Annotated in this window: 23 protein-coding genes; 3 read left to right on the top strand and 20 right to left on the bottom strand. The window is 35.2% G+C overall.

The window, feature by feature from the left end:
• Positions 1-46: 46 nt before the first annotated feature.
• Entirely contained in the window at positions 47-292 is a 246-nt protein-coding gene (locus ACR6HW_RS16825) for a DUF4368 domain-containing protein (protein WP_455728838.1), read from the top strand.
• On the opposite strand, the gene ACR6HW_RS16820 is transcribed toward ACR6HW_RS16825, so the two are convergent.
• The 5 genes from ACR6HW_RS16820 to ACR6HW_RS16800 form a co-directional block, all read right to left on the bottom strand.
• Entirely contained in the window at positions 289-2,049 is a 1,761-nt protein-coding gene (locus tag ACR6HW_RS16820; protein WP_455728837.1) for a recombinase family protein, read from the bottom strand. The two genes, ACR6HW_RS16825 and ACR6HW_RS16820, sit on opposite strands and share 4 nt — an antisense overlap.
• A gap of 191 nt (positions 2,050-2,240) precedes the next feature.
• Entirely contained in the window at positions 2,241-2,384 is a 144-nt protein-coding gene (locus ACR6HW_RS16815) for a hypothetical protein (protein WP_455728836.1), read from the bottom strand.
• A gap of 24 nt (positions 2,385-2,408) precedes the next feature.
• Positions 2,409-4,664, bottom strand: a complete 2,256-nt coding sequence (locus tag ACR6HW_RS16810) for an ATP-dependent DNA helicase (protein WP_455728835.1) — start codon at positions 4,662-4,664, stop codon at positions 2,409-2,411.
• Between the two features lie 507 nt (positions 4,665-5,171).
• Complete coding sequence (locus ACR6HW_RS16805; protein ID WP_455728834.1) at positions 5,172-5,609, bottom strand: sigma-70 RNA polymerase sigma factor region 4 domain-containing protein; 438 nt, start codon at positions 5,607-5,609, stop codon at positions 5,172-5,174.
• A 304-nt stretch (positions 5,610-5,913) separates the two neighbouring features.
• A complete protein-coding gene (locus ACR6HW_RS16800; protein WP_455728833.1) occupies positions 5,914-6,444 on the bottom strand; it encodes a hypothetical protein in 531 nt (176 codons plus the stop codon).
• Between the two features lie 181 nt (positions 6,445-6,625).
• Here ACR6HW_RS16800 and ACR6HW_RS16795 point away from each other — a divergent pair, with 181 nt between their 5' ends.
• Both ACR6HW_RS16795 and ACR6HW_RS16790 read left to right on the top strand, forming a co-directional pair.
• Complete coding sequence (locus ACR6HW_RS16795; protein ID WP_242951059.1) at positions 6,626-7,033, top strand: helix-turn-helix transcriptional regulator; 408 nt, start codon at positions 6,626-6,628, stop codon at positions 7,031-7,033.
• A 39-nt stretch (positions 7,034-7,072) separates the two neighbouring features.
• Positions 7,073-7,579 (top strand): ImmA/IrrE family metallo-endopeptidase, encoded by a 507-nt coding sequence (locus tag ACR6HW_RS16790; RefSeq protein WP_455728832.1) that lies wholly within the window; start codon positions 7,073-7,075, stop codon positions 7,577-7,579.
• Positions 7,580-7,631: 52 nt separating this feature from the next.
• Here the strand turns inward: ACR6HW_RS16790 and ACR6HW_RS16785 are convergent, their stop codons facing one another.
• The 15 genes from ACR6HW_RS16785 to ACR6HW_RS16715 form a co-directional block, all read right to left on the bottom strand.
• Positions 7,632-7,778 carry an LDCC motif putative metal-binding protein gene (locus tag ACR6HW_RS16785; RefSeq protein WP_455728831.1) on the bottom strand — a complete coding sequence of 49 codons (147 nt, stop codon included), beginning with the start codon at positions 7,776-7,778 and terminating at the stop codon, positions 7,632-7,634.
• A 49-nt stretch (positions 7,779-7,827) separates the two neighbouring features.
• Entirely contained in the window at positions 7,828-9,102 is a 1,275-nt protein-coding gene (locus ACR6HW_RS16780; RefSeq protein ID WP_455728830.1) for an urease accessory protein UreH domain-containing protein, read from the bottom strand.
• Positions 9,102-9,680 (bottom strand): Fe-S-containing protein, encoded by a 579-nt coding sequence (locus tag ACR6HW_RS16775; protein WP_455728829.1) that lies wholly within the window; start codon positions 9,678-9,680, stop codon positions 9,102-9,104. Before ACR6HW_RS16775 ends, ACR6HW_RS16780 begins: the two co-directional genes overlap by 1 nt.
• On the bottom strand, positions 9,670-11,055 hold the full coding sequence (locus ACR6HW_RS16770; RefSeq protein WP_455728828.1) for a sensor histidine kinase: 1,386 nt from the start codon (positions 11,053-11,055) through the stop codon (positions 9,670-9,672). The genes ACR6HW_RS16775 and ACR6HW_RS16770 overlap by 11 nt, the downstream gene beginning before the upstream one ends.
• Complete coding sequence (locus ACR6HW_RS16765; protein ID WP_455728827.1) at positions 11,055-11,738, bottom strand: response regulator transcription factor; 684 nt, start codon at positions 11,736-11,738, stop codon at positions 11,055-11,057. Before ACR6HW_RS16765 ends, ACR6HW_RS16770 begins: the two co-directional genes overlap by 1 nt.
• A 35-nt stretch (positions 11,739-11,773) precedes the next feature.
• On the bottom strand, positions 11,774-12,553 hold the full coding sequence (locus ACR6HW_RS16760) for a hypothetical protein (protein WP_455728826.1): 780 nt from the start codon (positions 12,551-12,553) through the stop codon (positions 11,774-11,776).
• A gap of 6 nt (positions 12,554-12,559) precedes the next feature.
• Entirely contained in the window at positions 12,560-12,802 is a 243-nt protein-coding gene (locus ACR6HW_RS16755; RefSeq protein WP_079590588.1) for an SHOCT domain-containing protein, read from the bottom strand.
• A gap of 29 nt (positions 12,803-12,831) precedes the next feature.
• Positions 12,832-13,011 carry an SHOCT domain-containing protein gene (locus ACR6HW_RS16750; protein WP_455728825.1) on the bottom strand — a complete coding sequence of 60 codons (180 nt, stop codon included), beginning with the start codon at positions 13,009-13,011 and terminating at the stop codon, positions 12,832-12,834.
• Positions 13,012-13,217: 206 nt separating this feature from the next.
• On the bottom strand, positions 13,218-13,607 hold the full coding sequence (locus tag ACR6HW_RS16745; protein ID WP_455728824.1) for a NusG domain II-containing protein: 390 nt from the start codon (positions 13,605-13,607) through the stop codon (positions 13,218-13,220).
• A gap of 9 nt (positions 13,608-13,616) precedes the next feature.
• Positions 13,617-14,729: a hypothetical protein gene (locus tag ACR6HW_RS16740; RefSeq protein ID WP_455728823.1), complete on the bottom strand. Its 1,113-nt coding sequence runs from the start codon at positions 14,727-14,729 to the stop codon at positions 13,617-13,619.
• Between the two features lie 3 nt (positions 14,730-14,732).
• Positions 14,733-14,996: a hypothetical protein gene (locus tag ACR6HW_RS16735; RefSeq protein WP_455728822.1), complete on the bottom strand. Its 264-nt coding sequence runs from the start codon at positions 14,994-14,996 to the stop codon at positions 14,733-14,735.
• Between the two features lie 18 nt (positions 14,997-15,014).
• Positions 15,015-15,878 (bottom strand): prolipoprotein diacylglyceryl transferase, encoded by an 864-nt coding sequence (lgt, locus tag ACR6HW_RS16730; protein ID WP_455728821.1) that lies wholly within the window; start codon positions 15,876-15,878, stop codon positions 15,015-15,017.
• Between the two features lie 228 nt (positions 15,879-16,106).
• Positions 16,107-17,249, bottom strand: a complete 1,143-nt coding sequence (locus ACR6HW_RS16725) for an HD-GYP domain-containing protein (RefSeq protein WP_455728820.1) — start codon at positions 17,247-17,249, stop codon at positions 16,107-16,109.
• 25 nt (positions 17,250-17,274) lie between these two features.
• The gene (locus ACR6HW_RS16720) at positions 17,275-18,960 is read right to left on the bottom strand and encodes a methyl-accepting chemotaxis protein (RefSeq protein WP_455728819.1); all 1,686 of its coding nucleotides are present in this window, start codon (positions 18,958-18,960) and stop codon (positions 17,275-17,277) included.
• 161 nt (positions 18,961-19,121) lie between these two features.
• Complete coding sequence (locus tag ACR6HW_RS16715; RefSeq protein WP_455728818.1) at positions 19,122-19,721, bottom strand: HAD-IC family P-type ATPase; 600 nt, start codon at positions 19,719-19,721, stop codon at positions 19,122-19,124.
• Position 19,722 lies beyond the last annotated feature (1 nt).

Genomic DNA, 19,722 nt, shown 5'->3' with positions numbered 1-19,722 from the left:
TAAATTTGCGCTTGGTCACATAACCAAGGAGCTTTATGATGAACGTATGAGTGATTACATGTCAAAAGCTCAACAACTAGAAAATGAAAAAGCGAGCCTCGAAGACTCGCTCAACAATTCCAATGATATAGATAACTTAACATTCCTTAAATCTGAGCTTGAGAAATTTCTACAGTTCGATACTCTAACCAAGGATATGTTGAACCTCCTAGTCGAAAAGATAGAGGTTCATGAAAGCGGGGAGCCTGTAATTCATTACAGGTTTGCCCCCGTTTTTGCAGAAGTTATCTAATTTTTTCTAACGACACACATGTCTCCACATGCCTTGTTAGGGGCGTAGGTACACGCTACTTGCTTCTCGTTTGTTGCGTAAGTAGACAAATTTTCTTCTTCAATTATAGCAGAAGAATTGGCAACTTTCTCGTAGAATTCCTCATTGAATTTCATTCCTGCTTTGAATACAAACGTAATGACGTAAGGATTAGGTTCTCCATTTTCATCTGTTGCTCCGATTACAATTTTTTCAACCAAGCTGTCTAGCATATCACGGTCAAATTCATTGATCTCTATCCCCTCAGCTAGAACTTGTCTAAAAATTGAAATACGTTTAGTAATGGACTCTTCCCCTTGAAGTGCTTCGTATCTCTCATTTCGTTCAGTCATCAGTTCTTTAATTTCTTGTTCAATCGCCTTATATTTCATATCATAATCTGTTTCTGATATTTTTTCTTCCAATCGCATATCCAAAAGTGTTTGTGATTTATTCTCTAGCTTTTTAATATTCTTTGAGAATTCACTAACTTCATCTCTTATGTGATTAATATCTAATGCTTCTTCGATATTGCTAAAAAACTCTTCGATGTCTGTTGCATTCAACTCCTGAATTTTATTATAGGCGTTCAGAAAAGCATCCTCAAGAAAACTCTCATGAATCCCCTTTGAATGGCCGCAAGTTTTTCGACCTTCCTTAATAGCTTTCCCACATTGCCATGCCGGCTTTTCATGATCTGTTCCATGATGCCAAATCCTTCTTATATATGTACCACCGCAAAAGCCACAGGTACACATACTGCTAAAGGCATGTTTGCGACTGTACATTCTAGAAGTGTTCTTTTTACTGTGTTTTTTACTCCGCATTCTAAGAATTTCCTGGGCTCTTTCGAACATTTCATCTGATACAATCGCATCATGATTATTCTCAACATAAAACTGCTCTTTCTCACCCATGTTATCTAAACGCCTGTGAGTAATGGGATCAACTGTAAATGTTTTTCCTTGAAGCAAATCCCCTTTATACTTTTCATTTTTAACAATGCCTCGAACTGTACTTTCATGCCACTTAGTACTTCCACGTCTTGTCTTATAACCAAGATTGGAAAGCTCTTTGGCAATCACAAAACATCCAGCTCCCTCAACATACCTTCTGAAAATATATCGAACAATATCAGCTTCTTCTTCATTAATGGAGATACTCTTGGTTTCTGGATCATAATCATATCCTAAACAGCCATTGTATCCGACCATTTCACCACGCTTCATTTTCATCTTGAGTCCCATGGTAACATTGGCAGAAATCGATTCACTCTCCTGTTGAGCTAAGGAACTTAGAATTACTAAAAGCATTTCACCGTTCATCGTCAGTGTATTTATATTTTCCTTTTCAAACATGATGGCCACATTCTTTTCCTTTAATAAACGTACATATTTTAATGTGTCCAATGTATTCCTGGCAAACCTAGATATTGACTTTGTAATGATCATATCAATTTTGCCTTCAAGTGCATCATTAATCATTCGTTGAAAATCTACACGTTTATTGATTTGTGTTCCGGATATTGCTTCATCTGCATAAATGTCGACCAGTTCCCATTCCGGTTTGGTTTCAACCAGTTGTTTATAATGAAGCACTTGAGATTGATAGCTCAGCTTCTGTTCATCTGAATCAGTACTGACCCGGCAATACGCTGCAACCCTTAACTGATTTTCAATAAAACTGTTTCTTTGTCTCCTTGATTGTTTACTTGCTTCAATAACTTTAACCTTTCCCATTGAAGGACCTCCTTGTCTTGATTTGATTGTTTGGTGCGAGTTTATCATCTAAAATCTCTTCCGACCATGTTTCGTTTATTTTTTTGGTATAACAAAAAAGCCTTCTCAAAGTCCAATCTTATTTGAGAAGGCAAATCCTTTTACATATTTACTTATTTTGATCTACATCTACGTATTTTTGTACCTCAAGGTTACTCCACCGCATAAATCCCGATTTTATATTTCTTCTTGATGAAAAGTTTGATCTTGTCATATTCTGTCGTTGTAATAAGTCTTTTATTCTTCAAATGATTTAACATTGCTACTTGTTCACTGAATTTTAATCGTTCATCCATTGCTAATTCCCTCCTGCTTGATATCTATTCAAAAAATGTGTCATCTTTTTTATCAATTAGAAATCGTCTAATATCCTTTGTGCCTGATGCCATTTGACATTCTGGCAAAGCTCCAACCACTGCATGATGGTATTTACCGTTTCTACCAGCTCGTGTATCCAAGATAGAGATAACACCGGTATCACGCTCACCACGAATCAATCTACCTACGCCCTGTCTCAATTTAATCAGCATGTTTGGAACAAGTACCTTTTCCAAGTAATCATTCATATTAGTATACATAGCTCTTTCATACTCAGTCACCGGATCAGGTACCGGAAACGGCAACTTCACAATAATCAAATGGGATAATATATCTCCTGGAATATTAACCCCTTCCCACATGCTCCCTGTAGCAAATAAAACGCCATTGCCACTTTGCTTGAATTTATCTAGAACATCACTTTTACCCCTATTCATAACAAACAGTGGGATATCTACTGTTTGTTCTCTTACATATTGATACATCATTCGCAATGGCTTATAGGATGTAAACAACACCAAAGCATGTCCATTTGATGCTAGAATCAAATTTTTGATTTCTTCTCCAACTTCAGTAATATATCTTTCATCGTCAAGCTTGGGATAGGGCATACTATCTGCAATATATAACATGCAGTTCTTCTTAAAATCAAAAGGCGTTGACTTATACAGTTCCTCAATTCTCCAATCAGCTACCTGATCTAATCCGGTTTGTCTTTTCATATAATCAAATTGACCTTCTACAGCCAATGTCCCTGATGTCAATATCATTGCATGTTCATTGTTCCACAAATCACTGCCTAATTGACTACTGATATCCACAGGAATCGACGATAAGATGCGCTGCCCTTTTGCTTTTGGATTCTCCATCCAATAAATACTTTCCTCATTAATAAATGTCTTCAGCTTTTTAATGATGCGACTTATTTCAGATATCACCCGAGGGTCGCCACTGCTCATCTTCATTCTGATCTCTTGTGAGCAGAAAATTATTTTTTCGATTTGCAACTTTATTCTTACAGTAATCTGTGTTGCAAATTTTTCAGTTTCTTCATTAAATAAGTATTTCGGTATCTGATTTACCAGTTCATCAAATAAAAGCTGGTTAAATGCCAAAGTTTCATAGCATAGATTTTTTAAGTCCTTATGCCATTTTTCCTTCAATTGATTTGGCATTACCTTTTTTATGAACTGGTTGATTTCATATTCGCTTATGGATGTACCATACATTTGATTAGCTGCATCTCTCAGTTTATGTGCTTCATCAATAATAACTGCCTTATAATTCGGTAGCAGAGACCTGCGATTGTCTTTTCGTTTCAATACGTCCGCCAGATAATAATTATGATTGCAAATCTGAAAATGATATGAACTCTTTCTTGCCTGTTTCATAAACACTTGAAATGCACACGTCCTGCGATTACTGCAATTGAAACAAAGATTGCTTTTTACATTGATTTTTCTTTTGTCATAACCACTTATACCAGTAATTTCTCCAAGATCAATAAGATCATCTCTCATCAGTTTCTGTAACCCCTTGTATTCATGAGGCCTTTTTCGTTCCGGATCAAGGGAGTAGAAATAATCCCTCAACCGGTTCGGACACAAATAATTCTCCTTTCCCTTTCTCAAAACACATAAGATCGGCGTTGCGATAATACCATTTTCCAACAGCATCTTGGATATTTCCGGTATATACTCATTGATAATGGCATGTTGCAGTTCAATACTTGATGTTGTAATAACAATCGGAGATTGCTTATACTTAAATCTTGTTTTTGAAAAAATGCCTTGTACGATTGCTGCCACTAAATATGCATGGGTTTTACCCAAGCCAACAGCTACATCACTTAAATCGATTCTTTCATCCCGAAGATTCTTGTACATATGCTTGGATAAATCCACTTGACCATGCCTCACGGTAAATCCGTACTTTGGAAAGATTTCTTTAAAGATCACATCGATCATCTCAAATCCATCCGAAGCCCGTTTCATATTGTAGAAGTCCAACTTCGTCATTCTTTCAACCATGTTGCAATACTCTTCTTTTTCAATCGCCTGCTTCTTGTAAAACAAGTACTTCTGATCACCTGTAACAAAATTAACAACTCTGTAGGTGTAATTCTTACCGGTAAAATTTTCTACCAAGATACAATCTTTAAGGCTAAAAACACCAGATGATTCAGCCGGTATTTGTTTTTCTTCTATAAGTTTATGAATTATATTTTTTGTTTCATAATTCAATTGTATATTCTCCACGTTTATCTCCTCTGTTCTAATTTCACTTAACAGCAGGAACCTTTACCAAAACACGGTTGTTTTGAAAAACGTTTCTACTGTTAAGTCTTCTAATCCATCATTAATTAGTTAAATATTTTAAGCGGTCAACGGTTATCAACCTCATAGAATCCACAAGTGCCATTGGCTTCCAGGCAAAAGCGGTTTTCTCCTGATCATTTTGTCAGGCTGCCATCCATAGGATACTTAGGACTTGACAGAAGTATCGTTCAAATTTCCCCTTGTGAGTCATCGCAAATTATCTTTACCACAAGATAATTCAAAGCCAAATGTTATCGCTTAGGCTGAGCCTTCTTGGCGCATTCGCTTACGTTGCTTTCCTCTCAGTCACAAGGTAACGTACTTAAAATATTGGATATGAGTAAAAGTATTCTTACTATTTTTCAAGGTTCATAGGGATGTAAAAAGACCCCTTCACTCTTAAGCCGAAAAATGAGGGGGTCTGGTCTATGATTTTTAAAAACTTTTTTATAAATTTAATTGTTTTCTTATTCTTTCAAGAGCTCGATTCTTTCTAAAATGAAGTGCAGTCTTGGAAATATCTAAATCACTAGCGACTTCACGCTCCGTTTTCCCACAAAAAAACAGCTCTTGTATTAGCAATTGATCTTCTTCATCTAAGTAAGATATTGCTTCAAGAACTGTTTCAATATAAATATTTGTAATTGCCGCCTCGCTTACGTCAATCTCAGCAACGCCAATGATTTCATCCGCAGTGTATGCTGCACTACTTATATCACTGAATGTTTTAACGCCTTTTTTGATATCCCTTTCTTCTAAGTACCGCTCTCTTCGATCCATCTGATAATAGACCTCATAGATTTCTTTTGTTGTTTCATAATACTTTCCGTCCACCGGGATGAGATACTTCCTTGATTCTTTATTTTGATTATTTTGATGATTCATTTGAAACCTCCTATTTTGTCATGAGTTTTTTCATTTCAAAATAGAAAGTTATGGACCACGGATAAAAACAAAATTGGTATATGTCATTTTTCCTCCTAAAAAAGGGCATAAAAAAAGGCCAGGAGTCGTTATGACTTCTAGCCTGTAATTTGCCGTTATATTTTTTAGCTGAAAAAGGTATTTAAAAACCTCCGTGAACACAGAGGTTAAAATATGCCTGTTTCTTCCAGCATATCAATCATACCCTATTGACAATACCATGTCAGTACCAAAGCAGTCTCTATTTAGTATCAATTCAGTCCCATTATTGTCCCACGCTGTTATTGCTTATAAACTCCGGTAATACGTATCCCCATAAAATAACACCAAATAGTGAAATAGCTTTTTTACGTTGCCTGAAATATGTTGATCTTGAAAGTTTCAAAATGTCCAGTATTTCATTCTCAGAGTATTTCTTTTCCGAAAAATATGTAGTCTTCAATATTTCATAGTACCGTTCGCCTTTGTTTGGATACGTCACCAACTTGAACATTGCTGCATTGATAATCTCTATAATCACTTTACTTGCTTCTGTATCTTCAAGCTGTTCATGCAGCAGCTTTGCTTTCAAATCCGAACCAAATTCTGTAATGACATCCAATACCATAATTGAAGAATTGCCATATATTTCTTTACACTCACGAACAATATTTGTATAGCTATTGTTCATGCCCCATAAGACGTCTGAGTATATATCAAGAAGCAAATGAGCATCATGATATACCTTTTCATCAAACTCATCATAAACCTTGAAAGAGTTCATTAATCTCTCAAGTCCGTTCGTTGTCTTTCCCATTTAAACCTCACCTCTTTTACTGATTTCTCTGCTGTTTTTGTTGACTTACTGCAATGTTTCATGCTATCATTTAATCGAACACATGTTCTGTTTGTTCATTATACATGAACCATTTGTTCATGTCAATATTTATGATATTTTACAAAATTTATAACTCATGTTTTTAGAAGAGGTGTGTACTATGACTATGACATTAGGAAGTAAAGTTAAGCTTCTACGAAGCGAACGTAACATGACCCAGCCTGATCTTGCCACTGAATTAGGTGTTACCGTTCGTACTGTTGCTTATTATGAAAACGATGAAAGGCAGCCCAAGAAGGACATAATTATGAAACTCTGCGAATTATTTGGTGTTTCTACTGATTATCTATTATCCGATAACGATGCGTTCTTAATAGAAGCAAAAGAAAAGTATGGATATCGAGGTAAAAAAAAGGCTGAATCGTTTATTAACGATACAGCTCTACTCTTTGCCGGTGGAGAATTGAGTGAAGATGACCAAGATAAGGTCTTCAAAGCCATCACCGAAATATATTGGTTGTCGAAGGAAAAAAACAAGAAATATACTCCGAAAAAATATCGAGACTAAGAAAAGTAATTTCTTTGAAACTCTGCAAGGGGGAATTATTTGAACGATTACATTATAGAACGCTCAACACGACTTATTAAAAGATATGCGACTAGAGACCCTTTTGAAATCGCCAGTAATATGAATATCGATGTTCTCTTTATGGACCTTGGCAATCTGAAAGGCTTTTATAAAAGAGATGGGCATAACCGGTTTATCGTCATCAATGAAGGTATTTCTGAACCATTACAGAAAATAGTCTGCGCCCACGAACTTGGACATGATCAGCTTCACAGGCATCTTTCAAAAAATCATGCGCTTCAAGAGTTTGCCATTTATGATATGACATGTAAACCGGAATATGAGGCAAATGTGTTCGCCTCATCATTATTGCTGTCTGACGAAGATATACTTTCTCTATTTAGGCAAGATTACAGTTTCTATGAAACCGCCAAGTTTCTGGCAACTGATCCGAATTTATTAGCAATTAAACTTATGACTATGACTAATTCAAATAACTTCAAGTATATTCTACCTCAAGATTTAAAAAGCGATTTTTTAAAATAGACAGCAGCAAATCATTAAACCTAATGATTTGCTGCTGTCATTTTGTATATTATTATCTGTTATTTTCGCGTTTTGTAGTATTTTCTGTCACCGATTTAAGCTCACAGCAATTTAATCCGCCTTCTCCATAAGTACTCTTATTCTGATCAGCTAATGTTTCAAGAAATTTTTTCCATTTACGTTTTATTTTATTCAACATCACCATTCCACCTTTCTTTCCTCACTGGTCCAATCTTTAATTTTGATAGTTACTCAACAACATCAATATAACTGGTTATCATACCCATCCAACAAGTATATGCAATCTTACCTTTCTCAGTAGGAGTAAAGTTTATAACATTTTCACCGGGATATAGGGTCTGCTCTATCCCCAAAGAGGGTATTGCTAGTGGATTATTACAACCATTCATATTCTCTACATCAGCGTTGATAATCAGTTTTACCGGAATACCAACTTGAACTTGTATTGGCTCATATTCATTTGCCTGTAAATCAAAGCTCACCTCTTGAAGATCATCTGTAACAAGTGTTGATATTGTCACTGGTCCGTTTGATTGGAATGGTATAATCACCCCTGCAAGAGCGGCACCTCTTGAAAACATCGCAAGTCCTAATATAAAAATAAGTAGACCACTGAACTTCATGATATGCTTTGAAAAGCGATGTTCTAACAATGAGCTGATAAACCCCAGGGCAAACATCAACGGAAACGTACCGATGCTAAAATAGAACATTGATAATGCTCCCCTAATAACACTTCCTGTACCCAGTGCATAGAGTTGCATGGATTGCAAAGGTCCACATGGCATAAACCCATTAGCCAGTCCAACAAAATAAGGTCCCTTTGATGAGAGTTTCAGTAGCGGTTTTCTTATGAAGTCAGGTAATCTAAAAGCCGGAAAGTTAAACTGAAAAATCTTGAGCATTTTAACAGCCATTAGGATCATAGCAACACTTACAGCAATGGTGACATAGCCTCGTAACTGACCGGAAAAGCTTAAAACTGATCCTAGCCCTCCAATAATGCCACCAAGGATTGTATAAGAGGTCACTCTGCCCAAATTGTAAAGTAAACTTGGATATGATGGTTTCAGATGCTTATATCTATTACATTGAGTGATATTAACACCGCCACACATTGCAATACAGTGTACAGATGTTAGAAGACCAACAATAAACAATGCACCATAGTCCATGTTTTGTCGGATATTTGGTAAAAAATCGAATTTCAGACTATTACCATATCTTAGTATCATATAAGTCAAGATCACCATAGATAAAAGCGTAATGGCTAATTTGAGTTTACGAAACGAATCTTTTTCAACCACCGAATATCCGATAGCTTTCAATCTAGCGTCAATTAAAGAATCGTCTAAAGTGCGTTCATGCACTATAATTACATGATTCTTTGACGCATTTGCTTGCACCGATTGTATCGAATCCAGTTTTTCAAGTTCCATTTTTATCTTTTTTTCACAGTGACCACAGGTCATCCCCTGAACAAAGATCTTTGTTTCCATCATTATCTTTTCCAATTTGCAAAAAGAGGCTCAAATGCAGCAAGTGATTCTGCGTTAATTGCAATTTGATCATCATTTTCAGTCTTCATATCATCTAGAATCGGAACTGGATTACATCCACCTTTGATTTTTTCGATCTGGTCGATTGTAAATTGATTACCACAATTATTGCATATAAGGACATCCCCTAGTTGTTCATAATAACCTCTGCCGGATGAATAACATACCTGGCAGGTATTCAGTGCCGTCCTGACAGTATCGTCATTGGCCCTAACTGCAATAATCTCCATATAAGTTCCATTTGATTCATAAGGGTAAAAAGAAGCTGTTTTTGTGATATCTTCTTTGTTGATGATGAGTTCACCACCGGATGACACTTCAACAGCTTCAGGTGTATTTGTTCCACCTGTGGTAAAAGTTAAAATTGCAAGTACTAACACTGCCAGAATACTTCCTGATATAATGAATATAGTTTTCTTGTTCATCTTAGTTTTTTTTGAGCTTGCTTTCATGTTTTCTCCTTCAAAATGCGCATAATCTATGTTTAATACACAATATTTATAGAATATTTTAATTTTCATGTCTTATTTCTTGAGGTAATTCAATAGAAAATGTCGTTCCCACATCGAGTTGCGATTGAAGCGTAACTTTACCTTTAATGCTTTCAATATTCTCTTTTACTATATAAAGTCCCAGTCCATTTCCCTGAATATTTGAAGTAATACTACTTCTATAATACGCATCAAACACTTTATCAGCTTCATGATGTGCTATACCGATTCCTGTGTCTTGAATTTTTATAATCAGCATTCCCTTTGACAATATATAACTAATCCGAACAATCCCTCCTTCACCTGTGTACTTATAAGCATTGGTTACTATATTATAAATAGATTGACTTAGCTTATATTTATCTGTTTTCATCCATATTTTTTCATCAGATAATAATTCTAATTGTATTTGTTTCTTTTTAAACTGAGCCATCAGTCCCTGTTGAATCTGCCTCAATAAGGGATATAGTTCAAAACGCTCAATTTTAAGTTCATCTATATCAGAACCGGCGTCTATCATCGAACTCATATTGGAAATAATGGATTTTATATCCTTGATCTGATTCTGACAAACGTTCAATTCATTGGTATTAACCTCAATTATACCGTCTTCTATTGCTTCCAAATGTGTTTGGAGAATTGTCAACGGAGTCCTCGTTTGATGCACCAGTTGATCAATTAATGATTTTCTAGTGGTCTGTTTCATCCTTAAACGTGCATATAATTCCATGAGACTTTCCCTGATACCATTAACTTCTTTTATACCACTAGGAAAAAGTTTAACCTCTTTCCCCAGCTGAATATCACTAGCCAATTTTTCTGTTTCTTTTAGTGATTTGCTCATTTTCCTGCTAATAATCATACCAATTATTACAGCTGCTATGATAGCTATACCAATGGCAAACATACTATTAATTAATAAAGCAGATTTGAAACGTCTTGCTATAAAAGAATTTTCTGCCAGGCTATGAATCGTTATGTTTATAATTCCTAATGTTTGATTATCCGATGATATTTCAATTTGTCGTGTTTCCTGAGATGAAAGATCCATGACTTGGTCCATCATCCGTCCTCCCATCATATTATTCATCATCGATGAAGTCATATAATTTTCACCACCAACATCAATAATCAATTGACCGGATGGATCATAAAGTTTTATTTCAATAATGGGGTCATTGATATGAGATTCCAATTCTATCGCCATCTGACTGTATGAAATTTCTTCTGATGATAATGCCTTAGTTGTATACTCGGTGAGCTGACCGACGTGAAGTTCATAACTTTCATTCAGATAATCTGAAAAATAGCGGTCTGTTAAGAAAGTTAATATAATTGTATTTGCGGAAATAGCAGTTACAGAAACAACAATGAGAATCAAAAGCCATATTTTTCTCAGAGACATTAACGATCACCTCCATCAAACACATAGCCCTGCCCATACTTTGTTTTCAAATATTGGGGGTTTTTCGGATCAGTTTCAATCTTTTGCCGAATGCGTTTGATATAACTGTCAATATTTCGATCAAAACCATCATAACCAACACCAAAAGCTAACTCAATCAACTGTTCTCTAGTTAAAATCTGATTAATATTTCTAATCAAAGCATATAGTAACTTAAATTCAGTGGAAGTTAAATCTATGGTTTCTTTTTGCTTAGTCAATTTCATGGATGATGTGTACAATCTAAAATCACCACAAGTAAGGATGATTTCATCCCCGATATTGTATATTCTTTTCATAAAGACTTTTACTCGTTCCACTAATTCTCTTGGGCTAAATGGCTTAACTACATAATCATCAGCACCCTCTTTGAAACCTTTTAACCGATCCGCTTCTTCTTGCTTCGCCGTCAGCATAATAACAGGTACTTCTGATATTTCACGTATTCTCTGTAAAACTTCAAATCCATCAATTCCTGGCATCATAATATCTAAAATAACAAGATGGAACGAATGTTTCGAAAACGTTTCAAGTGCTTCCAATCCATTTTCTGCCAGAAAACATTCAAAGTCGTTTTTTTGAAGATATTTTATAACGATTGAGCTGATTTCTGATTCGTCTTCTACAACTAAAATTTTATACATTCGTTCCACCTTCTTTTCATAATTTATAAATTTTCTTATTCATGTCCTTCAATGATGTCTACTAATTCACCATGCCAATCATGATACCATACAGTTCCGGTAAATCCATTAACACTTAGCATACCAACCGTTTCACCACTCTTGTTTACATGAAAAGTATAATATCCATAAAAGTCATGATATTCATCTCCAACTGATAATTCAGAGCCATTGTCTGCTAAATACTCCACAGCATTATTATACGCTTCTTCATAGGTTAAATCATTTTTTTCTGAGAAATCATTATTATAATATTCATCATCTTCATCGTAATAATATCCCATCATACCACGGCCCATCATGCTACGGCCCATATAACCTGATTGATGCATTCCATATTTCAGATTCCACATCATATTAGGACCGTATTCTGGGAAGATTGCTTTTGTATAAGGATTAACTAGTAGTTCCAACGCACCTTTTCCGGTGTCTTTTTCAATAATTGAGTAATAGTATTCACTATCTGCAAAAACGAAGATGTCACTAACAACAAGTTCTGTATCATAACCAGATATATATTGCTCAACTGCGTCCGTCAATTCATCAATCGGATAAACATCTTCATTTGTTGATGTCCCAGTATTGCGATAAAAGCCCGACATCATAGATCCCATTTCAAAATATCCATTATTAATAAATTCTGTGTTTTCATTGTATTCATTCATTCGGTTATAAACCGTACTGCTTGTATCTTCCTGCGCAAATACATAACCACCAACACCTGCGCTGATTAATATTATACCTAATACCAATATCCATACACTTTTATTCTTCATATTCTACTACTTCCTTTCTATAACACTTTTTCTCTTCAGATATTCCTCTTCTGACAAGTCACCATTCACAAACATCCGTTTTAATGCATCCAGTGAACCATCTGATTCGTGTTTCCTTCTTCTCATTGATATAATTCCAATAACGGCGATAACCAATCCAATCAGAATTAAATAATACCAAACACTAAAATTACTGCCAAAACCAAAAGAACAAAAACCATCATTAAACCAATTATAACCTCGCATCATATGCTTTCACCTTACTTTCATTCATCATTTTATTTGATTGTTTCTTTCATTTGAAGATATGTTTTCTCATCAATTTCACCCTTTACAAATCGTTCCTTAAGTTGTTCCTCTGGTGATTTGCCTCCGGGAAAGTTTACTTTTCCATTATCCTTACTAAAAAAAAGATAATAAATCAATACACCAATTACTACGAACCATATAATCATCATAACTTTGACCTCCTTATGATCAATATCTATATCCTTTGTATATACCTATTATCTAATAACAATATGACGCAATTATGACTAATACACTTTATTTCTAGTTTACGGTATAAAAAAAGAGCAATTATCTGCTCTTTATCTTCAAATCATATTCTATTATTATATATGAGATTGCATTGCTGCTTTATCGTGCTACTACTACGGGCACATCAAGAGCTTAAAGCGTCGATTTCTCTTTCTTCACTACCACCATCTAGGATAACTGATATCCTATTCGGCAAACAGACAATAGCCTCTCCTGCTTTTTCAATCCAGCCGATTTTTGAACAAATCTGTCTAGGGCAAATCTCTAATGACATTTTTTCCATACTCACTCTACCATTATCTATAATAAGACGCCCTTTCTCGTTTCCAAATTCAAAATCTATTGTGCTGTCAACATCATTCAGTTCATATCTGGTCTCTTCCCTATCTATTCTCAATATCAGAATTGAGGCAACACGGTTCCCGCCATTAATAATATTTGTTAGAATAAACACACCGATTGACACAGCTAATAAAACCGCAATAATAACTTTATCCACTTTTGTAATACCCATATCATTTACCTACTCAAGTTGCCAAGTCAGGTTATTACTACTTTCATTAAGGCTGAAAATCATCTCGATTTCTTTGGTTGACACATCTATAGTCTTTACACCTGTTATCTCTTTCGGCACATATATGTAATCGGATATATGATGACCAGAACCTTCCCTTTTCACCGTAATACCATCAGCCTCCCCTTTCAAAGTGATTGCACCGATAAAAGTAAGATACTCCGCCAGATTCAATTGATCCAAGTCCACATAATGTGTATTAAGAGCAACCTGGAATATCCATTCGTCTTCTGTGCTTATTTCCGGGAGGAATGTGATATCATATGTGACACCATCCTGCTCAAAACCAACTTTTCTATCCGAAGTAATCTCAATATCGTGTTCAGTCTGCTCTGAGCTCTCTTGGGTCGTATTTCCTGATATTTCTTCATTTTCATCTGTGACCACTGTCGGTCCCTGGTCATCCACATTTTCTTCTGAGACTTCTTGTATTTCAGTTGGGGTCTCAGTATTATTCGCCAATATCTCCGGCATAGTTTGAATCATAGTAAATGCAATAACTACTATCCATAAGACAGAATAAATTCTCCCAAATGACCAATGCTTCATCTGACTAAAAAAACTGCCGTCCTTATATAATCTATGTTTGGTAATAACTGCTAGAATCCTGAATAGAAAAAATATATTCACTGCTAAACTGATTAAAAGGAATTGCTTCTGATATTGAATCAGATAACCGGTAAAGGCTGTCAGACCAACTAACGTTAAGATCTCTGCCAGATGATGCACACAGCACATCACCATAGACCCTGCTGAGGCAGCACCACTTGCCAACGTTTTGCCTCTAACCATTTTTTCCATACCTTGTGTACAGTTCTTTATATACTGATGCAATCCAACCTGTATTCCAAAACCAAGAATCAAGGGCACCATATAATACCACAGATCAAGCATTTGGGAATAAGCATATTTTAATGATTCAAAAAAGCTAAGGACAGTCACATAAAATAGAAGCATACCTGCAATTCCCAACACTCCTGCAAGAAACGGATTAAAATGTCTAAAATTCTTAGGCCTGTTCTTGTTTATATTTATCATTGTTTCAAGTTCTCCTTTAATCAAAATTTATTGTTTTTTATGACTAAACATCATTGGTATATGAGAGAGTATCATAATCATAAAAATCAGAAATTGACCGATTCTACCGACTTCAATTTGTAAATAATTTAAAATAACCAATATAAGAATAGGTAACACATGCAATGCTATCATCCATTTCATATGGCCTCCAAGATTGTGTGGTGCCGATTCATCATTTATTTCTTCACTTCCATTCATCGTATTAACTTCTACGATTTGATAAACATCATTTTCTTCTTTTTTATTCATGCTTCTCCTTGTTTTATATCAGAAATTCAATTGTACATAATAGAAAACAACAACAGATGCGCCCATAAGAGCTAAAACTGCAATGAGCGTTCCGACAATTGACTTGAAAGTATAGTCATGGTTACCTCTTTCCATATCATCTTGCTTTATATCAACCATTGCTTTGTCATTCTTGGCTGTAATAAGATAAATTAAGCCCACAATAAATATAAACAGGCTGAGCAGATGAGAAACACTAATTCCTGCAAACACTTCCGGATTATTTCTAAACAATTCCACAGTACTTCTTATAACTGCAAAGCCCATCAGGTAAATTCCAAAAATTTTTCCTTTTAGACGGCGGTCTTTTCTAAGTATCCAGAGAAGGGCAAAAAATGCATAATTCAAAAGGAACTCATACATTTGAACCGGATGTACCCCTCTAGACCCTACTTCCAGCGTCCAAAATCTACTAGTCTCCATTACCTTCCCATAAACGTCACAACCAACTCTACTGATAGCTTGTGCCAGAATGATTGGTGGTGCAAACAAATCCGCTAACTCTCTAAAAGTATAGCGATTACTTTTTGCCGTAATGATTCCCATTGTAACCAGGCCCCCGACAATCCCTCCATGAACAGAGAGACCTCCATTTGCAATCATAAGGATTCTTATTGGATTTTCGAGGTAGTAAGGCAGATCGTAAAACAGGACGTAACCTATACGCGCACCGACAAAAATACCTAAAATCCCCCAGATAACAATATTACTGACTTTATCCTGATCCATACCTTTCTGTTTGGCTTCATACATGATAATTGTCATAGCAACAATTACACCAATTGCAATCATAAGACCAAAAAAATGTATATTCAAAGGACCCACTGAAAATAATATCTTCATTCATTAACCTCACTTTTTATTTTTTATAACTTACATGAATTTTACAAATCAACTGTGACAGAATTATGACCATGAAAAAAGAGGTACTTTATCATAAAAGTGTCATGGTTGTCCATGATAATTAATAGTAAAATTAAAAAGTTGAGCCAACCAAAAAAGCAGATAATTCATCATTATCTGCTCTTTTGACTTAATATCTGTTTTTCTGATTTCTTAAAAGAAATTTGTTTAACCTGCTTCTAATGCATTGTCTTGAATGATTGACTCAATAAACACCTTCACCAAGAAAGGATCAAATTGTTTACCACTTACTGCGGTCATTATAGAAAGGGCTTCTTCGACGGTTCGCTTCCTTTGATACACTCTATCCGTTGTTATCGCATCAAAAGCGTCAGCAACTGCAATAATCCGACTTCCAAGCGGAATTTCTTCCCCTTTTAGGCCATCCGGATAGCCGGTTCCATTATATTTTTCATGATGATGACGGATAAAATTTGATATATGCTCATATCCTTCTATCTCATTGAGAAGAGATTCTCCAATGGTCGAATGGTCTTTCATTAAAAGGAATTCTTCATCGGTCAGCTTTCCCGGCTTGTTTAAGATATATTCTGGCACGCCAATTTTCCCTATATCATGCAGATTAGCTGCGACTATAATATCTTGTTTCTCTTCATCACTTATTTCAAGTTGCTCTAATATTCGTTGCACATAATCTGTAACACTAGAAGAATGGAGTCCAGTGTATGTGTCTTTGGCATCAATGAACTTAACAAAACTTCTAAACATATTAAGATATTGTTTTTCAATCCTATCATTCAATTCATAAGACTCTGTTACATCTTCGATACTAAGCATGAATTTTCGTTCACTATTTGAATGTTTAAAATCAACACATTCAATATCTAGATGCTTGATAAAATCCTTTCCTTGTAATTCAAGGCTTAACTTCCTTTGTATCTTTCCTTCTTTCTGAGTGCTTAACAATTTTTTTATACTATCATAATTTTCTCCGAAAACCTTCTTTAGTATCACCTTTTGATCCTTGTCCAAAGCAAAAATAGAACGGGCTGCTTCATTGATGTATTCTATTGATTCTATTTCATCTGATATAACAACAATACCGGTCATTGTTGTCTCTAATATATTGTTTGAAAAATTTCTTTCAGCTGCCAAATCAACTTCATACCGCTTTTGCTTTAATAAAACTCTCTGGACATACCATCCATTCAACACAGCGTATACCATCAATACGAAGAACAGCAATGAGTCTGAAATCTCCATAAGCCTGCCATGAAGCAGTTCAAGTATAACTATAATTAGAATATTCAAATAAGCTACAATACTGATTTTCCTGTAATTTTTTATCAATTATGCGCTCTCCTATATACTGGGTTTACTCTATAACAAATTTCTCTACACTTTCCGTCAGCATGACTGATTTATTCTTGAGCTGGTTTGATGTATCAACGACATGCTCAAAGGTATTCATCTGATTTTCTATGGCCATATGAATTTCTGTTGTCGTCTGATGATTTGATTTAACTGCCTTCAGAATTTCTTCTGAGTTGACGCCAATTTCCTTTGAGGATTTGACAAAATCTTCAATTCGTTCATTAACTGACAGGATGTTTCCAACAACCTTATCCACCTCACCAGCCAACTCTTTGCTGATATTCATCATATCTGCAAATTGACTATGAGAGCTATTGATCTCATCATTGGTTTCTTGAATTCTGCTAACAACCTTTTCGATATTTGTTTGCACTTCCCGTACCATAGTGTCTATTTCATCCGTAGCACCAGAAGATTCTTCTGCAAGGTCCTTGATTTCATTAGCAACTACTGCAAATCCTCGACCGCTTTCACCTGCTCTAGCCGCTTCAATATTAGCATTCAAAGCCAATAAAGATGTTTGCTTCGATATACCTCTAATCATGGTTGTTATGTTTCCAATACTGTCCGCTACATGTTTCAAAGCATCTACTGATACAACAACATCATTGATTGAATGGCTGACATATTGATTCTTGTCACTTACAATGGCAAGACTTGTATCTAAATCTTCTGATTTATTCTTCAAAATACCTGCTGTTGCTTTTGCTTCTTCTGTATTTCCTGAAATCAAGGCCGTTTCTTCCAACATAACTTCAATACGACCATTTGAGCTTTCCGCTTTATCCTCGACCACTTGATTTAGTTTGACAAGTTCGTTGACTTCATCATTAATACTATTCAAAGTTTCCTTCATTTCGATAACAATAGCATTCAATTGTTCGCTATCTTGGTCTAAATCTGATGAGATATTTTTTGTTCCTGATATCATATCTATTAGCGTTGTTAATGTTTTATTCAAGCTGCTGAAGAGATGTCCAAATTCATCTGCTTTACCACCTGTAACCGGATTATTAAATATCCCCTGTGCTAAATTATTCGAAAAATTCAATGCCTTGTTCAGCTGCCTATTAATATATCTTGATATCATATAACCAATAAGGACACTCAGCAATACACTTAATAAAACGGCAATAAAGACCATTTTTTTCGTCGTTTCATATTCTGAAAGACTGATGTTATAGTGATGTTCAACTTCATCCATCTGTTGATCCACTAAATTTACAAATTCCGTATTAATTAAATCCGCTTGTTCCATAATACCTAATGATTGTTCAACCGCTTTACTCTGATCTCCTGCTATGCTTTCTTCAATAGCTTGAGCTTGCAGTTCTTGGAATTCCTTGATTTCTTGAATCAGCATACTTAAATCCGTATTGCTTATGGACTCAAATGTACTTAGATTGCCGTAAATATCTTCATTATATCGTTTTTCAAAATGCATATAATGTTCTTGCTTTTCTTCTTCTGTTTTTGATAATAATATATTCTTCTCCGCTCTTTGAACCAATGCAAAATTGTATTGAGCTGACTTTATATAATCGATTGCTTTAACATCAACCTCATACATGGTCTGCATATTCTGATTCATTTCATTCATCTTGACTAAGCCAAAAACACCAAGAATAACTATTATAACTACAAAGCTGAAATACCCTAAATATAATTTTGCTTTTACTGTCATCATTCCGCTCCTCTTTAATAAACTAATCATATAATACTATAAAAATATGTCAAAAGTAAGACTTTAGCACTAGCAGGTCCAAATCTAATAAAAATCATATCCAATAATAAACGTATCAACAGAATCCGATGCTTCCATTTATACGCTTATCAAATAATTTTCAATTACATATCTATCTTTTGGTTTCTAATTCTCAATGCATTAGAAAGGACAGATACAGAGCTGAATGTCATTGCCAATCCAGCAAAAACAGGATTCAAAAGCCCAAAAGCGGCAATCGGAATTCCGATGACATTATAGACAAAGGCAAAAAACAGATTTTGTTTTATATTCTTCATAACCAGCAAACTAAGCTCTTTAGCCCTGGCAATACCTATTAAATCACCTTTTACCAAGGTTATATCTGCACTCTCCATAGCTATATCCGTACCGGTACCCATTGCAATCCCCACTTGTGCCTGTGCGATTGCCGGAGAATCATTGATACCGTCACCCGCCATAGCTACAAAACTTCCTTTTCTCTGAAGTTCTTTTACTTTTTCAAATTTATCTTCCGGCAAACAGGATGCCTTATAGTCATCGATAGCCAACTCTGAAGCCACAGCCGATGCTGTATTTTCGTTATCACCTGTTAACATGATGATTTTCACATCCAAATCATGCAGTATTTTGATAGCTCTAGGTGTAGACTCCTTAATAGGATCACCAACACTTATAATACCAATTAATTTATCTGATTCGATAACATACCCTGAATTATTCATG

The organism is Fusibacter sp. JL298sf-3 (assembly GCF_053842995.1).
This window is presented reverse-complemented; position numbering and strand designations above follow the sequence as displayed.

Coding starts and splice junctions, on each gene's coding strand:
- ACR6HW_RS16795 (WP_242951059.1), top strand. CDS start 6,626: ATGACTATGACATTAGGAAGTAAAGTTAAGCTTCTACGAAGCGAACGT.
- ACR6HW_RS16750 (WP_455728825.1), bottom strand. CDS start 13,011: ATGATGATTATATGGTTCGTAGTAATTGGTGTATTGATTTATTATCTT.
- ACR6HW_RS16770 (WP_455728828.1), bottom strand. CDS start 11,055: ATGTCTCTGAGAAAAATATGGCTTTTGATTCTCATTGTTGTTTCTGTA.
- ACR6HW_RS16805 (WP_455728834.1), bottom strand. CDS start 5,609: ATGAATCATCAAAATAATCAAAATAAAGAATCAAGGAAGTATCTCATC.
- lgt (WP_455728821.1), bottom strand. CDS start 15,878: ATGAAGATATTATTTTCAGTGGGTCCTTTGAATATACATTTTTTTGGT.
- ACR6HW_RS16815 (WP_455728836.1), bottom strand. CDS start 2,384: ATGGATGAACGATTAAAATTCAGTGAACAAGTAGCAATGTTAAATCAT.
- ACR6HW_RS16715 (WP_455728818.1), bottom strand. CDS start 19,721: ATGAATAATTCAGGGTATGTTATCGAATCAGATAAATTAATTGGTATT.
- ACR6HW_RS16775 (WP_455728829.1), bottom strand. CDS start 9,680: ATGAAAATTAAAATATTCTATAAATATTGTGTATTAAACATAGATTAT.
- ACR6HW_RS16745 (WP_455728824.1), bottom strand. CDS start 13,607: ATGGGTATTACAAAAGTGGATAAAGTTATTATTGCGGTTTTATTAGCT.
- ACR6HW_RS16720 (WP_455728819.1), bottom strand. CDS start 18,960: ATGATGACAGTAAAAGCAAAATTATATTTAGGGTATTTCAGCTTTGTA.
- ACR6HW_RS16820 (WP_455728837.1), bottom strand. CDS start 2,049: ATGGGAAAGGTTAAAGTTATTGAAGCAAGTAAACAATCAAGGAGACAA.
- ACR6HW_RS16800 (WP_455728833.1), bottom strand. CDS start 6,444: ATGGGAAAGACAACGAACGGACTTGAGAGATTAATGAACTCTTTCAAG.
- ACR6HW_RS16825 (WP_455728838.1), top strand. CDS start 47: ATGAGTGATTACATGTCAAAAGCTCAACAACTAGAAAATGAAAAAGCG.
- ACR6HW_RS16735 (WP_455728822.1), bottom strand. CDS start 14,996: ATGAATAAAAAAGAAGAAAATGATGTTTATCAAATCGTAGAAGTTAAT.
- ACR6HW_RS16780 (WP_455728830.1), bottom strand. CDS start 9,102: ATGATGGAAACAAAGATCTTTGTTCAGGGGATGACCTGTGGTCACTGT.
- ACR6HW_RS16760 (WP_455728826.1), bottom strand. CDS start 12,553: ATGAAGAATAAAAGTGTATGGATATTGGTATTAGGTATAATATTAATC.
- ACR6HW_RS16765 (WP_455728827.1), bottom strand. CDS start 11,738: ATGTATAAAATTTTAGTTGTAGAAGACGAATCAGAAATCAGCTCAATC.
- ACR6HW_RS16755 (WP_079590588.1), bottom strand. CDS start 12,802: ATGATGCGAGGTTATAATTGGTTTAATGATGGTTTTTGTTCTTTTGGT.
- ACR6HW_RS16785 (WP_455728831.1), bottom strand. CDS start 7,778: ATGTTGAATAAAATAAAACGTAAATGGAAAAAATTTCTTGAAACATTA.